At 60.3% G+C, this 14,151-nt stretch carries 14 protein-coding genes and 1 tRNA gene; 8 read left to right on the forward strand and 7 right to left on the reverse strand.

What is annotated here, in order from left to right:
• Positions 1 to 188: 188 nt before the first annotated feature.
• Positions 189 to 839, reverse strand: a complete 651-nt coding sequence (locus BST44_RS22740; RefSeq protein WP_083179338.1) for an HAD-IA family hydrolase — start codon at positions 837 to 839, stop codon at positions 189 to 191.
• A gap of 472 nt (positions 840 to 1,311) precedes the next feature.
• Here BST44_RS22740 and BST44_RS22745 point away from each other — a divergent pair, with 472 nt between their 5' ends.
• Positions 1,312 to 2,241 (forward strand): class I SAM-dependent methyltransferase, encoded by a 930-nt coding sequence (locus BST44_RS22745; protein ID WP_158086673.1) that lies wholly within the window; start codon positions 1,312 to 1,314, stop codon positions 2,239 to 2,241.
• A 267-nt stretch (positions 2,242 to 2,508) separates the two neighbouring features.
• Here BST44_RS22745 and BST44_RS22750 read toward each other — a convergent pair.
• Positions 2,509 to 2,582, reverse strand: a tRNA-Ile gene (locus tag BST44_RS22750).
• A 15-nt stretch (positions 2,583 to 2,597) separates the two neighbouring features.
• Positions 2,598 to 3,824, reverse strand: a complete 1,227-nt coding sequence (locus BST44_RS22755; RefSeq protein WP_083179340.1) for a tyrosine-type recombinase/integrase — start codon at positions 3,822 to 3,824, stop codon at positions 2,598 to 2,600.
• Positions 3,825 to 4,113: 289 nt separating this feature from the next.
• On the opposite strand from BST44_RS22755, the gene BST44_RS31545 reads away from it, so the two are divergent.
• The 7 genes from BST44_RS31545 (at position 4,114) to BST44_RS29700 (ending at position 11,502) form a co-directional block, all read left to right on the forward strand.
• A complete protein-coding gene (locus BST44_RS31545) occupies positions 4,114 to 4,314 on the forward strand; it encodes a helix-turn-helix transcriptional regulator (RefSeq protein WP_083179371.1) in 201 nt (66 codons plus the stop codon).
• Between the two features lies 1 nt (position 4,315).
• Complete coding sequence (locus tag BST44_RS31550; RefSeq protein ID WP_083179341.1) at positions 4,316 to 4,501, forward strand: helix-turn-helix transcriptional regulator; 186 nt, start codon at positions 4,316 to 4,318, stop codon at positions 4,499 to 4,501.
• A gap of 299 nt (positions 4,502 to 4,800) precedes the next feature.
• Entirely contained in the window at positions 4,801 to 5,940 is a 1,140-nt protein-coding gene (locus BST44_RS22770; RefSeq protein WP_083179342.1) for a DUF3631 domain-containing protein, read from the forward strand.
• A gap of 414 nt (positions 5,941 to 6,354) precedes the next feature.
• A complete protein-coding gene (locus BST44_RS22780) occupies positions 6,355 to 6,759 on the forward strand; it encodes a hypothetical protein (RefSeq protein WP_083179344.1) in 405 nt (134 codons plus the stop codon).
• A 715-nt stretch (positions 6,760 to 7,474) separates the two neighbouring features.
• Complete coding sequence (locus BST44_RS22790) at positions 7,475 to 7,804, forward strand: P27 family phage terminase small subunit (protein WP_244184907.1); 330 nt, start codon at positions 7,475 to 7,477, stop codon at positions 7,802 to 7,804.
• Positions 7,805 to 8,721: 917 nt separating this feature from the next.
• Complete coding sequence (locus BST44_RS22800; RefSeq protein WP_083179348.1) at positions 8,722 to 10,026, forward strand: phage major capsid protein; 1,305 nt, start codon at positions 8,722 to 8,724, stop codon at positions 10,024 to 10,026.
• A 696-nt stretch (positions 10,027 to 10,722) separates the two neighbouring features.
• Entirely contained in the window at positions 10,723 to 11,502 is a 780-nt protein-coding gene (locus BST44_RS29700) for a hypothetical protein (RefSeq protein WP_142274651.1), read from the forward strand.
• Between the two features lie 264 nt (positions 11,503 to 11,766).
• Here BST44_RS29700 and BST44_RS22805 read toward each other — a convergent pair whose 3' ends face one another.
• From BST44_RS22805 to BST44_RS22820, 4 genes are all read right to left on the reverse strand, one after another.
• Complete coding sequence (locus BST44_RS22805; protein ID WP_083179349.1) at positions 11,767 to 12,123, reverse strand: DUF732 domain-containing protein; 357 nt, start codon at positions 12,121 to 12,123, stop codon at positions 11,767 to 11,769.
• Positions 12,124 to 12,288: 165 nt separating this feature from the next.
• On the reverse strand, positions 12,289 to 12,618 hold the full coding sequence (locus BST44_RS22810) for a hypothetical protein (protein WP_142274652.1): 330 nt from the start codon (positions 12,616 to 12,618) through the stop codon (positions 12,289 to 12,291).
• A 306-nt stretch (positions 12,619 to 12,924) separates the two neighbouring features.
• The gene (locus BST44_RS22815; RefSeq protein ID WP_142274655.1) at positions 12,925 to 13,281 is read right to left on the reverse strand and encodes a DUF732 domain-containing protein; all 357 of its coding nucleotides are present in this window, start codon (positions 13,279 to 13,281) and stop codon (positions 12,925 to 12,927) included.
• Positions 13,282 to 13,636: 355 nt separating this feature from the next.
• Complete coding sequence (locus BST44_RS22820; protein WP_244184908.1) at positions 13,637 to 14,059, reverse strand: hypothetical protein; 423 nt, start codon at positions 14,057 to 14,059, stop codon at positions 13,637 to 13,639.
• Positions 14,060 to 14,151: the final 92 nt, after the last annotated feature.

Here is a 14,151-nt window from a genome sequence, read left to right on the forward strand (position 1 = left end):
TTAACGGCCTGGTCAACCGCCCCGGTGAGTGCGGAGGCACCCGACATCCCCCAGGGCGGTCAGCCACGCTTGACTCGCCGACAGGCGCATCATCCCCGTCAAGCTCGACATCACCAGCGACGCCGACATCAGCACCGCGGCCGTCGTGCGGTTCACGCACCTGCGTTGCGGCGCAGGCCGTCGCGGCATCAGTTGGTCAGCAAGGCGACACCAGTGTCGGTGACCTCCACGTCCACGCAGGACAGATCGGCTACGACGACGTTGGCGCCTGTCAATTCGGACGCGCGGTGGGTGGTCGTGACGGCGAGCACTTGCGCCCCCGCGGCCCGCCCGGCGCCGACGCCCGCCGGCGCGTCTTCGACGACTACGCACTCCTGGGCGTCGAGGCCCATCGCGGCGGCGGCCTTGAGGTAGCTCTCGGGATTTGGCTTGCCATCCGAGACGTCCTCCGCACCGATCAGCAATTTCGGAGTTGGCAGCCGCGCTGCCGCCAGTCGGGCAGCCATCAACGACCGCGGCCCGGAAGTCACTGCAGCCCAGTGACTATGCGGCAGGGCGTCAAGCAGTCGGCGTGCTCCCGGTAGCGCAAGGACACCATCGACGTCAGCGAGCTCTTGTAGTGCGAGCAGCCGGGCTGTCGCTGCGACTCGGTCGCGCGGTGCGACGAATTGCGCGACGGTGTCCTCGGTGCGCCTGCCATGACACACCTTGAGTACCTCTTCGTAGTCGACGCCGTATTCCTCGGCCCAGGTCCCCCAGGACCGTTCGACCGTGGCGGTTGAGTCCACCAGGGTGCCGTCGATGTCGAACAAGATCCTCTTGCCGTGCAGCACCGCCATAGGCAGAAACCCTAACGGGAGCCGGACCCAAGCTCGCAGAGTGTGACACTGCCCACAATGGGCTTCCGGAATGTGATGGCTCACACGATATTCCGGTCAACTACCGCACCCGGCGCCGCGTAACCCACGCCGACAGCTTCGTTGGGCTGACGCGATAGTTTGCCCCTGACCAGGGTGCTCGACGACGTCAGGCCGACGCGGACGCGGCGGCCGGGCAATCCGCGGTGAGAACCGCACGTCAAACGCGCTTTGCTCAGCAGCATGAGCAAAAAGATGCGGCCCCACCATTGCGCTGGTCGTCTTTGCCGTACGCGTGTTCAGCGCTCTTGTAAAGCGAAATCGGCCAAATTTGACTGCCCTTTAATTTGCAGCGGGCTGATACGATGCATTGAATCAATTGCCTTGGCTCCGCCTGCCGCCACCCAACGATGCCGCGCCAGGCGTTTGACGCGTCCTGACGGAAGGATTGTTGGTGCCACCAGCCACCAAACGAGCTCAATACGATTTCATTCACGCGACTTTCCAGCACGGAACCCCCGCCCTGAATTTCACTTTGTCGGTGTTGGAACGCAGTTATGAATCCCATTTTACGAATTATTCCGGCGACGTCCGTGCGACTCTGGAACACGCATGCAAGTACTTGCTGGCAGCGCATAATGGGCGCGAACTCTATCAAGCAGGCCAAGAGGTGCACGAACGATTCTTTACATCCGAGGGAGACGGGTCATGGTTCAGCGAGGGCTACTCGGCGTACAAGTCGCAGCGTAAGCCGCTGCAGGACTTCAACAATTTCGCGGACGCCATCAGTGGTAGCCGGGTACTGGACTTCGGCACCGGTCGCGGTCATTTAGCCGCGCTGATAGCGCGTGCCGGCTTTGACTGTTACAGCACCGACGTCATGGACTACCGCGGCACGGAGGCTGCCCATCTGCCGTTCCGGCAGATGGCTTCACCTGTCGACGTCCCCTATGCGGACGACATGTTCGACAGTGCGATCGTCAAGACCGTTCTTCATCATGTTGATGAACACGATTTGATTCCGCTGCTGACAAATTTGCGGCGCGTCGCACGACGGTTGATCATCGAAGAAGACACTTACGCCGTCCCCGTAACGCCGCCAGGAGTCGCCGCACCGGAGCAGATCGACCTGACCGAGTTCAATAAGCTGGAGGAAAGCGATCAATTTCGGGCGCTCGTGCTCATCGACTTCTTTGGTAATGCCGTCGCCCAGGGCCTTGTCGATATGAATTTCGGCTGCCAATTCAAGCGGGTAAGCGAGTGGCATTCAATATTCGACAGCCTGGGGCTGCGAATCGTAGATACCGACGTCGTGGGCTTCCGCCCGGGCAATATTCACAAAGCTTGTCAGGTTCGCTTCGTTGTCGATCGCGAGGATTTGTAGGGAACGGGCTACCTAGCCGGTCGTTTGAGCCCATCGCGCAATGTGGATTCGGTATCGGCGCCGGCGCCGCAGGATGGGCGCGACCTGGTCGACGAAGTCATCACGACGCGCGGCCCGACGGCAGCCAGAGCCGTCGAGCGCGCTCAACTCGGCCGTCGACGGAGTGTCAAGGATCCACCGAGGCAGCTGTCACGCATCAGCCGAAACACTGTCGCGCATCACCGAAAGACGAAACGTCAGCGATCAGCCGACGTCACAGGAACAAAGTAGGGCGGGCGGGGCTCGAACCCGCGACCAACGGATTATGAGTCCGCGGCTCTAACCAACTGAGCTACCGCCCCTAGTGGGTCTAGCTGCTATTTAATGGCTTTTAGCAACCTACCTTTAGTCGCGTCTTGGTCGTCGTACCGCAGCGATACCGCAGTGGTTTTGATTGCCTTGCCCAGCGCGTCAGCGACCCCGGTCAGGTCGTCATCAAAGAGGTGGCCGTAGAGATCCAGGGTCATTGCTGCCGTGGCGTGGCCGAGCATGCGTTGCACGACCTTCACGTTAGCGCCTGCCGAGATGGCGAGTGATGCCGTGGTGTGCCGCAGCCCGTGGGGCGTCAACCCCTCGATGCCTACCTGTTTGCATGCCCGGTCAAACGCACGCCGGTATTCCTCGATGGGCAACAGTCCGCCCCGCATGCGAGGAAAGACCAACGCGTTCCCGTCGGCGGGCAACTCACTCTTTAACCGTTCCCATACCGGGGCCGGGATAGGGACGTGGCGCGTCCGGCCCGTCTTAGTTGTCGTCTCGACGATCCCTTTGCCGGTGACGGCGGTGGCTGATCCGATGATGGTTAGCTCCCGGTCCTCCACGTGCCTACGTCGAAGTGCTACCGCTTCCCCGAACCGCAGTCCGCAATAGCCCAGAACGAGTGTCAGCGCCTCAAAGCGCCCTGTCGCTCTCGCCAGCTTCAACAGTTCCGCATGAGTAAGGTAGCGGCGTTCGCGCGCAACCTGCTGCGGCAAGTCCTCGCCCCGGTTGATGTCGGCGGCAACGTTTTTAGCTATCTTGCCGGTGCGCTGCGCGTACTTGAGGACAGCACCGACGAGCTGATGGGCTTGGGTTATTCGGCTGGCAGACAGTCCTTTACCGGCCTGCGACCCGTCGACCGCCAGGCCACCCAGCCACATCGAATACTGTTCGTAGTCAATGCTTTTCAGCGGGACCTCGCCCCACTCGGGCAGCACAACGGTATCCATGAGGGACCGATACCCAGCAACCGTTTTGGGCTTACGGTGGGATTTGGTTTTGAACCATTGTTCGGCGACTGACCCGAACGTCTCCAAACCTTTGCGCGGGTCGACGTACTCGCCGCGATGGGCTTCGGCGGTCACCTTGTTGAGATGGGCCTGCGCATCGGACTTTCGGTCGAACACTTTCGTGTACTCGTGGCCGTCGTGGACCCAGCGGACGCGCCAGCGCGTGACTTTCCCGTAGAGCGGCGACCGCTCCGTGTGCATCTTGCCGTCCGGGCCTTTGACCCGTTTATGCCAGCGGTCGTCTATCCCGGCCCGCTGGTTCCTACCTGTTGTCATGGCGGCAGCATACCGCAGACAATCCGTACAGAAAATCCGTTGTGTCACCTAAGCCAAAGGCTACGGCCAAGATGGTGCACGGGTTGCACGCCTTAGCGATTAAGTAGCGATTGACCAGCGCGAATCGTCCGCAACAGGGACGTTCCGCGAAGGCCCCGATGGCCTTCCACCTGCGGTTTCCCGCGTTCGGCGCGTTGTACCACCTTGGCCCGTCCCACGCAGGTCCTAGCGTTACCCAACAACGGCCGGGAGTTGCCCGGCAGGGATAAACGCTATTGGGAGAAAAATGATGGACCAATCAGGGGCGGACCTGCTCTTTACCGAAGAGGTCGCCGCAATGTGCCGCAAGTCGCCAGCCACGATACGTTGGCTCAAGGCGATGGGCCGGGGTCCCCGCTGCGGCAAGCTCGGCAACCGCGTCGTCTATCGGCGGGCGGACGTAATGGAGTGGATTAACTCTGCGTTTGAAGGCCCGATTGTAAGGAACTAACTTGGATGAACTAATCAGCCTCCGCGAACTAGCGGCATATCTCGGCGTGCCAGAATCAACCGTTTATTCGTGGCGTTGTAACGGCTCTATGCCCATACCGGGCGTCCGTATCGGAAGAAGGGTGATGTTCCGCCGGGAAGATGTTAAAGCGTGGCTCGACACGGCCTTCGCTAATTGCATTTCGTAACACAAACGTTACACGTTTCTATTGCAAAATTTGCGAAAATCTGCTAGTGTCTATAAATAAGTGGGCTTTTTGCGCCCTTCTTCAGGTCAGTTTTGACCAGCCGCGCACCTTACCCCCTTTCTAAGCGCACTGGGGCCACGGCCGCACATGGCGCTTGAACTTTCGAACGACCTGTCCGGCTTGTGTCCGGCTAGCGTCCACCTAACCATCCTGCGTATTCACGCATGTCAGGGCATCTTTGTCCGGCTTGTCCGGCTTTGTCCACCTAGCTGAGTAGAGAGGTCTAGCGAAGACCAACAATGGAACAACCCCTAGACGATATTCGTCATCAGATCGAACGTTTCTGCATCCTCCCCGGCCGCCACGAAGTGACCGCCGTAACACTATGGGTGGCGGCGACGCATTTACTTGATCGGTTTGACTTCGCGCCCCGTTTGGTGATCAGGAGCGCCCTAAAGCAGTCTGGCAAATCTCGGCTGTTAGAAGTTGTAGCCGAAATGGTGCATGCACCGCTGAAGCAGTTCAACGCCACCACCCCCTATATTTTCCGCTCACTCGACGAGAAGCCGCGAACACTGCTCATTGATGAGGCCGATGCCCTATTCGGCACCAGGACGAAGGCCGACCTCAACGAGGACTTACGCGCGCTCCTCAATGCTGGTTTCCAGCGGGGCGCGACTATTGGCCGCACGGTGGGTCCGATGCATGAGCCGCATGAGTTTCCCGTGTTCGCTATGGCCGCGTTAGCCGGTATCGGCCGGATGCCCGACACAATCGAGGACCGCGCAATTGTCGTGTTGATGCAGCGGCGGAAACCGGACGAGAAGGTTGAGCCTTACCGGCTATCGCGCGACCGCGCCGACCTCACCGAGGTACGCGCAAAGGTTCAAGAATGGACCGCAACGGTACCTGAAGACGTCGGCGCTATGCGCCCGGACATTCCCGTTGATGACAGGCCAGCGGACCTGTGGGAGCCGCTCATCATCGTTGCTGAGCTTGCCGGTGGCGAGTGGCCTGAGCGTGCACGGTTGGCCTGTAAGGCGTTGACCGCTCGACATATTGAGGACGACACAGCCAGCGTGCAACTGCTGGCAGACATCCGCGAAATGTTCACGGTTGCCTTGCGGCACGAGTGCTTCCGGCCCGGCGAGGTCGGCATGTTCAAGTCGGAGGACTTGTGTAGCGCATTGCGCGGCCTGCCGGATTCACCTTGGCGCGAGATCGATCTAACCCCCTCAAAGCTGGGGAGACGGTTGAGCGAGTTCGGCGTCAAGACGACCAAGGTAACGGTGGCCGGGCGTCGGACTAACTATTACCGGCGCAGCGACTTCGATGACGTGTTCGCGCGGTACTTGCCCACTGGCCCGGACAAAGCCGGACTAGTCGGACAAACCGCCGATGACGTGCACAAACCCGGTAAACACTTAGCCGGCCGCTAGCCGGACGCTAGCCGGACAGGAGGAACGAAAACTTGAGAATTGATGTTGGCGCGGGCACGCCTATACGGGTGCAGTGTCACGACGACGGATCAACCGTCATCTATCAAGGTCGACGCTCGCGCATAAAAATGACTAGCACAGAGGTCGACCTACTTATCCGGGCACTAATCCAGCCGGATAACCCGGAAGCCACACTGACCGGCTCCCCGGAAGACTTTTAAGTGAGTCCGGTGGAGCTAGAGGCGGTCGACTTAACCCGCGACGGAACCAGCGTCCTGTTAAGGCTTATTCTCGGCAACGGCAGCACCGTGGAGTTGACGCTTCCGAATGAGCAGGCCGAGTACACGGGCGCTGCCCTCTTTTCGTATGCGCGAGGGGACGAGATTAAGGGCGGTATCTTAAGGGCGGCCGAGCGTGGTTAGTGCCAAGTGGTTGCGACTCGCCCGCGAGCTTGAAGAGGTTGGTCTGACCGAAGCCAAGATCGACGCGGCGTTGAAAGATAACCCTGCGGTGCGCGTCGCCGTCATCGCAAAAACGCAAGAGGTCGCCGCCTATTGGAAGGCGATAAGCCCCGTAAGTAACGCTAAACCGCACCCGCTATATAAAGACAGCGGAGTCATAGTTGACTCGCCCGAAGAATATCGACGCGCGGTCAAATTCAAGTTTAAGGATGGCGACGGGGGGTTGACGGGCATCGTGTTTAATGACTCCCCGGTGGTCCGGTTTGTCGAATACGGCACCAAATTTGCGAAGCCCCAGGGCATTGCGCAGCGCGTACTTGACGCTTTCGGCGGCCACAACGGCGCGGTAGAGGCATGATCTGCGGGCGGCCCTGGACCGAGGTCAGATCGGAGGACCCCGACGGAGGGTCACTGTGCAACGTCACCGTCGAGGACCCAGACGCAGGACCCGAGCAATCCCGGACCCGTCGACCACTCAGGCGACGACGCAACGCCACGACGGCGGCACGTCCCACCTGCGGCCACCATGGCAGGCCGTAGTTGTACACGGCGGTGCACACAGTGCTTCGCCGTGGGTTTCAATCTGAAGTCCCAAAGGCGAAGCCCCCATCCCAGCAAATAACCAACCTGGCACCCCAGGGCGTCGCCCACCCCGGTGCCCTGGTGGCCTCTAGCCTCTAGGGGGCCGCGCCGAAAGACCGCTGGTCGGGCTTTCTTTGAGCGGTAAAGAGTCGAAATTGAAAATCTGGTCCGAGATACAGCAAAGAGCCGTGACCTAAACCGTTCCATGCCTCGTGCGCTTCAATTTGCTGCACTCCACGGTGTACTCGCCCTCGGGTTTGTCGTCGTCGGGCCAGACCTTGACGACACAAATATCGTCCACGCCTACGTGTTGCAATATCCCGCTCCTGGTGCGGCCGTGTTCATCCGTCCACTCAACCGTGTCACCGGGGCGCAATCCCTCATAAGTCATGGTCCCGATTTTACTTGGCTGCGGCGGAAGCATTTTTTAGCGGCGGCCGCCTCAATAACTTTTATGCGAGATTCACTTGGAATTTAACCCACCCGTCCCGTTGAGCATCACTGCGCGCAAGACGTGGGACAGGCACGCCCAGCGCATTTACTCCGAGGGCCGCTGGCCCATCGTCAACCAGGACATGCTTGTCGTCTTCTGCCAAACGCTGGAACTCTACGAGCAGTGCAAGGCGGAGATCGACGCCCATGGCGTACTGGTCCAGGGTCGCACGACCAGGGAGCTTGTCCGCAACCCAGCACTGACGCCGCTTAACCAAGCTCGAGCCTCGTTGGTCCACTTGGCCCGTGCCGTTCCACTCGTGGACCCAAAGCCCGCCCACGAAAGCGCAGCTTTCGATGCCTATCTCGATGAATTGCTGGCCGAATGAGCGCCGCTGTCGCCCACCGCGCAGCCGCTATCCGTCACTATCTCGCGGGCTTGAGCGCGGACCCTGTTGACGCACGCCGCTACAGCCTTGCCGCATCACGTTGGGAGGCGCTCCGCCGGGCGATGCTCCGTGGCGACACGACGCCCGGTGATTCCGACCGTTACCACGAATTGTCTAGCGTCCTTAGAGCGCTTACGAGAAAGCTGGGCTTGCCGGCCGTCTCGGTTGGTTCCGGCGACGCAATTCCGGGTCTCACGGACGCCCGGGGCTTTTTGCCCGGTGACCCGGAACGGATCTTCTGCGATTCGTGGCGAGAGGCGGCCCGGGACTGGTGAACATTTCCTCCGGGTGTGTCCGCCCTACCCCATCACGTAAATGTCGCTCCGTTGATCTGAGAGGCCATTGATGACCATTACGGTTAGCCCGATACAGGCTGCCGAAGCCCTGGCCGACATGGTTTGGGATGTTGTCGGCAACCATCCCGACGCGCCTGATAAAAATACGTTGCGGACGGCTGCCGGGCGCTGCCTTGTCGCCTCCTGGCGCACACCCCGCGTCCCCCATGTGGAGCTGGCGCGGACCCTGGCCTACGCGGCTTTAGCGTGGGCCGACGGGGTACCTAACTCTGTAGAGGCGTTGCGAGTCGCTAGCCGCGATTACGAGCAGCGCCGTATCCGAAGAACTTAACCGACAGTTCTGTCGGTTCGGCTTGGCTCTTTAGCCGCTCGCCGCTTATATGCCGCTCCGTTGGACCCGCCTCTATAACCCCGCGATCCGCTGGAAGACTAAGCCAAGATAAGTGCCTTAATGGCACGCCCGTCCCGCACGGCACGCGCCGCTTTGCTTCGGTAAACCCGCATCGTGTCGGGCCGCACAGTTAGTTAATCACTAACCCACAATTGAAAGAAAACAGAATAATGAGCCTAAATAAAGCTCAATACGAGCACCGCTTAAAGACCCTGAAGTCATGGGGGCGCGAACTTGGCGTTAAGACCAAGGCGATGCAAGAAAATCGTCTTGCCCCCAACCAGGTGGCCGAGGTGCAAGCCGAAGTGGCCGCTTGGATGGAAGAGAAAGCCACGCTTGACCAGGCCGCCAAGTCCTTTGGCAGTAATGCCGGTGTCGCCTTTGGCGGGGACATGGCCGCTCACGGTGGCGGTCTGAAGACTATCGGCGTGCCCCACGAGGGCGAACCGGTGTCGGAGCATTTCGACCAGCAGGGCCGCCGCATCACCACTTTGGGCCGCGACGTTAACCCGTTCCGGATCGATGCGCACACCCTTGACCTGATGTCGCAATCTGTGAAAACCGGACACGCCTTTCAGGTCAAGCTAGTTGGGGACGGCATCACCACTAAGACCCCAAACTTCAACACCGTTGATTCTCTGCTACCGGCCGAACTTATGCCCGGTGTGGTCGAACGCATTCACGAGCCTCGGATTGCCGACCTCCTGCCGACCGTCACGTCTAGCACGCTGAATTACGAGTACATCTCGGATAACACATCGAGCAACACCGTTACGGGTATTACGGGCGAGGGCGTTGCCGCTCCCGATGCGGTGTTGTCGTTCGGGGAGACCACTTTGGCGGCGCAGGCAATCAAATGCACCTTCGGGGCGTCATATGAAACCCTTAGCGACAGGCCCAGCCTATTGGGATATCTGACCGCTGAAGTTTTCAAGCAGTTCTCCGACGAAGAGAACAGCCTTTTGCTGAACGGCACTTCCGGTATTGTCGGGTTGACCCAAACCTCCGGTATTACCACGGTCGCGGTTCCGGGGACTCTGCCGACGGGCGCGAACACATTCGACTATGTCATCGCCACCATTGACGCAATGCGGGTTTCTAAGTCGCTGGCGGTGGCCGATAAGGCATTTGTGCACCCCGCGACTTTCCACGCTCTCGTTGCGCAGAATAAGGACACGCTGGGCCGCTGGCTGTCCACTCCGGACCCGACGACCGCAATCATGGAGCAGATATTCGGAGTCAAGATTTATTTGTCGACCCAAGTGACTGCTGGCGAAATGGTCTTCATCGATACTGACCGTTTTGGGTTCGTGATCCTGCGTGAGGGTCTGCGGCTGCTGTCTCCCGGTTACAACGCCAGCGACTTCAGCGAGTTCTTGCAACGCTGGGCGGTTATCGAGCGGCTGAACCTGGCCGTGGTCCGACCGACTGCGGTAGGGCTTCTTACCGGGTTGCCGTCGTCGTTCGCGGTCTAATTGTTGGATATCGCACGGTCCGGGGAGTTTCCCGGTTATGTGAATCCACGGGACCGGGTGGTGGCCGCCGCGCTCGCTTTCCTTGAAGATGAGGATAGCGACGCTGAAGCGTGTCGAACGGATACGCGCGGCCGCCGCGTCCCACCCCCAGCACGCTTAGCCCTCAGCGGCTAACGGAGCTTTGCCCTTTTGGGCAAAGGTGTCTGCTCCCGGGACTTGGAAACCTGGGGGCACGACTCTATTTCAACCAGTTGGATAAGTTGAACCGGGGTCGCCTCAGAAGGACACCGAAGCCGCAATGACGGGGCATCTTCCTTTTCTCGCCCCACTTGCAGTCGTTGCGGCATTAGAGCCCCGGGGAGGCTGGATTTTTTGAAACAGGCATTTCATCCCCAGCCTTTCCCGGCTCTTTCCTCAAAAGTTTTCAAGCCTGCCGGTGCGCGCCTCTAGTGGCTGCTGCACGGCATCGCACGGGATCACCCTTGAGAGTCCCGTGCTGGGGGCCTCGGTCCGGGTCGGTTTTGGGTTGTGCCTCCGACCCGGGCCGGGCGTCCCTTCTAAAGTGTCCGCGCTGCGGATGGGTCCACGCGGCCTGCTCACCCGCGCGGACCGGGCCGGGGGTCGGGTTGTATCGCAGCGAATCGGAACCCGACCCCTTGGCCCAGCCCAATGCCGGTGTGTCGCATAGTCGTTCCCTTGGCTGCTTATGGCAGCCTTGAAGGAATGCGCGGCATTACGGTGTGTGATGGTGGCGATTTGCGCCTGAGCAATATTCAAATCAACTTTAATGATGACGGTGTCGAATCCCCGTCGCCAACCGTGCATCTACGCACCGATACATGGCCCTATTGGCTGGCCGAGGCGGTAAGCGCCGCTGTCGACGCGGCGAAAACTTCAACAGAGATTCCGGCAGCGGTGGCTGCCAGTAATGACGACAAAATTGGGCGGCTGATGGTCCTCGAATTGCGTGCTTCCATGCGGGCGCTCACATCATCGGCTTTTGCCATCGACGCATTCTATGCATCGGTTAAGGCGCGCTCACCAAAGCATCCGCAACAAGATATATGGCACCAAAACTCAACAGCACGATCGAAGCAAGTTGCGGAAACATTGCGCTATCATCTGAAGGTCGCAAAGAATGAGAGTGCCAAGGAGTTGCGCCGCCGGATTAAAGAGCTTTTTAAATATCGTGACTGGGCAGTGCATCCGGGAAGTAAGTTCCGGGAGCCCATTTATCGGGAAGATCTCGACGCTGCGGTGGATTGGCATTTCGTTGTATTCAGTGCGGCGAACGCACAAGGCGGCACGTATCTGGCCGTGAACACTTTAGATAATTTGGTTACTGTATTGAATCGCGGTTCGGAAGAATTGGTACAATTCAAGCCGCGTGCCCGTGAGGCAATGGACAAGATTCTGGACGTTTACGAATCGTCGGAACATCTTATACCGATCGTTCGTTCGGAACCTGGCGTTTAAGTCCCCCTGAGTTGGCGGCCGTCAAACTCGGTGCCCCTTTTGCGAACAGTTATGGCGTTCGTCTAGTAAGGCGTCCGCCACGTCGATTGACGGCAGTGGACCGCCCCGTTCGCGTGCCGCAAGGCGCAGCGCCGCAATCAGTCTGAAGTCAATGGTGTCCCGGTCCCGCATACCGCCAGAGTCAAGCCGGGCCGGGGGGGTGACCCGCAAGTCACTCCTCGGCGGCGTCGGCCGCCTCAAGCAGCGCGGTAAGACCAGAGACGTTCACTGGGCACCACCCCCCGGAAGCTGGCTTTCGTCCCACGGGCAATAGGAAACGAGGGCCGCAGCGACCAACCAGTCGGCCTGGGCTTTGTTGACATTGCCCTCCATAGCTTGCATAACGACATCGGTCGCCTGCACCGGGGTAATCCCATTGTTGTCAATGCCGTCACAGACGCTGTGACCCATCTGGGTCAACTCCGAGTCGCTATGGCATATGAAAGACCCTTCACCGCAACCCATTTGATGCTGCTCTAGGATGCCGATGAATTGCGCATCGCCAGGATCGGCGTGCGCAATCGACACCGAACAAAAGGCAGCAACGACTATTGGCGCGGTGACGAACACTACTGCACGCATGCTCCAACTCCTCGTCTGATGCGTGTGACGGTTGCCCGAGTTCGTCGATGGAAGCGGTATGCGATTCCGCAGTCATCTTAACGCCGGAATTGTGAGATTCACCCTGCGAATTCGCTGGCTAAATTGCATGAGGTGCTGCGTTTGTGGGCGTAGGGGCCGCCGACTTTACTTGAATAGCTCGGGGTGTTCCCGCATCAGCCGGATTTGTGCTTGTGCCACTTCCGCTTCCGCTGCCGCTGCCGCCGCCTCTGCGGCCGCCGCGTCGGCGCTTGCCTTGGCCGCCAGGTATTCCCGGTAGGTGCGCTGGACTTCCTGCCATTGGGCCTCACGCTGCTGTGCGTACCGGCTGACCCCGGTGACGATGCCGTAGGCCAGCAGCGCCCAGGCGGCGAGCAGCCCGACCCACCAGGTACCCGTCAATGCGGTCACGATGGCCCACAGGAGCAGGGACAGGAAACCAAGCCAGATGGCGCGCAACGCAAGCATTTTCGTCACCCGCCTCTCCAGCAAACTACATTTTCGGCAAAGTGTGCGTTCGTACCGCAATGGTACCGCAGCATCCGCCAACGGCACCGAGAGCCAGCACGAACCGCCCACCATAAAATACCAGTTCAAAGGCTGTTTCTTATTGCCGCTTCTCAACGACCCATAATCGCCAATTGCGAAATGTACGGATTATGAGTCCGCGGCTCTAACCAACTGAGCTACCGCCCCTGGAATGTTCAGTAGGAAACGGTAGCCCAACCGCACGGACCGAGCCCAGCGCGCTCCCCGAAGAGGCGCGCCGGGCTCGGCGGGGTGTCAGACCGGCGCGGGCTGCCCGGGAACTTGCCGTGCAGCTTGGTCCTTGAGTCGGGGGATCAAATCCGGCGCGTACACGTAGATCGCCGACTCGACCTCCCACTCGGCCTGCTTCTGAGACATCGGGGTGGTCCTGGTGATCATGTTGACCAACTCCTGGGCCTCCCCGAACGGGTTCGGGGAGGACCGCACCTGACTGGCGAACCACCGCCCCTCGGCGGCCTCGCTGCAATCGTTGAAATCGGCGTTGTGCACCATCTTGTTCTGCGCCAGCAGCTTGATGTACTGATCGTCCGCCGGGCTCATGTTGCACGACGCCGACGCGTGCGGCGCCGACAGGACGGCACCACCGAACATCGTGGCCCCCAGCACGACGGAGGCGGCCCCCGCCGCCAGCCCTTGCGCGCGCGATCCTGTGATCGTCACCTTTCCAGACCCCCTCATCACGGAATTTGCTGATTTCTCTTTCGCGCTGCACATCGGGTACCACCGGCGAGAAGTACAGCAAACGAGCAGCGGTTCGAATACTGGATGAACGGCTGTTTGCCAAAGCCTCAGTGCGCGTAAACGACGCAGGTCGCTTCCAGCAGTGGATCGATCGATAGTTGGCGCCGACGGGCAACCGCATGCGTGGCGACGAACAGGACGCCCCCGTTACTAGGGGTGTGCTGCCTCGGTTAGCTGGTACCGCCGTGCGTGGAGCGGGCGGCCCTTACTCGGCGGGCCAGTTGAAGTGCGCGGCCTGGTCCTTGATCTTGGGGATCATGTCGGGTGCGTAGACGTAGATCGCCGACTCGACCTCCCACTCGGCCTGCGCCTGGTTCATCGACGTGGTCCTGGTGACCATGTTCACCAGCTCCTGGGCCTCCCCGAACGGGTTCGGGTTGGACCGCACCTGGTCGGCGAACCAGCGGCCCTCGGCGGCCTCGGTGCAATCGCTGAAGTCGGCGTTGTGCACCATCTTGTTCTGCGCGAGCAGGTTGATGTACTGGTCGTCCTTCGGACTGAGATTGCACGATGCCGCGGCCTGCGGCGCCGACAGCACGGCGCCACCGAGCATCGAGGCGCCCAGCGCGACGCTGGCAGCCCAGACCGATGACACTCGCATCCGCGAGCGTGAACGAGTGGTTGTCATCCCCGGACCTCCCTCTGCGCGGGCGCGGTGCGCGCTCCGACGCAAGCCAAGCTTTGGTGTGGCAATTACTAACCGAAACTGCGGGTCACGGC

This window comes from Mycobacterium scrofulaceum (assembly GCF_002086735.1).
Lineage (GTDB): Bacteria > Actinomycetota > Actinomycetes > Mycobacteriales > Mycobacteriaceae > Mycobacterium > Mycobacterium scrofulaceum.

Coding starts and splice junctions, on each gene's coding strand:
- BST44_RS22740 (WP_083179338.1), bottom strand. CDS start 839: ATGGCGGTGCTGCACGGCAAGAGGATCTTGTTCGACATCGACGGCACC.
- BST44_RS22755 (WP_083179340.1), bottom strand. CDS start 3,824: ATGACAACAGGTAGGAACCAGCGGGCCGGGATAGACGACCGCTGGCAT.
- BST44_RS31545 (WP_083179371.1), top strand. CDS start 4,114: ATGGACCAATCAGGGGCGGACCTGCTCTTTACCGAAGAGGTCGCCGCA.
- BST44_RS22770 (WP_083179342.1), top strand. CDS start 4,801: ATGGAACAACCCCTAGACGATATTCGTCATCAGATCGAACGTTTCTGC.
- BST44_RS22800 (WP_083179348.1), top strand. CDS start 8,722: ATGAGCCTAAATAAAGCTCAATACGAGCACCGCTTAAAGACCCTGAAG.
- BST44_RS22805 (WP_083179349.1), bottom strand. CDS start 12,123: ATGCGTGCAGTAGTGTTCGTCACCGCGCCAATAGTCGTTGCTGCCTTT.
- BST44_RS22815 (WP_142274655.1), bottom strand. CDS start 13,281: ATGTTCGGTGGTGCCGTCCTGTCGGCGCCGCACGCGTCGGCGTCGTGC.
- BST44_RS22820 (WP_244184908.1), bottom strand. CDS start 14,059: ATGACAACCACTCGTTCACGCTCGCGGATGCGAGTGTCATCGGTCTGG.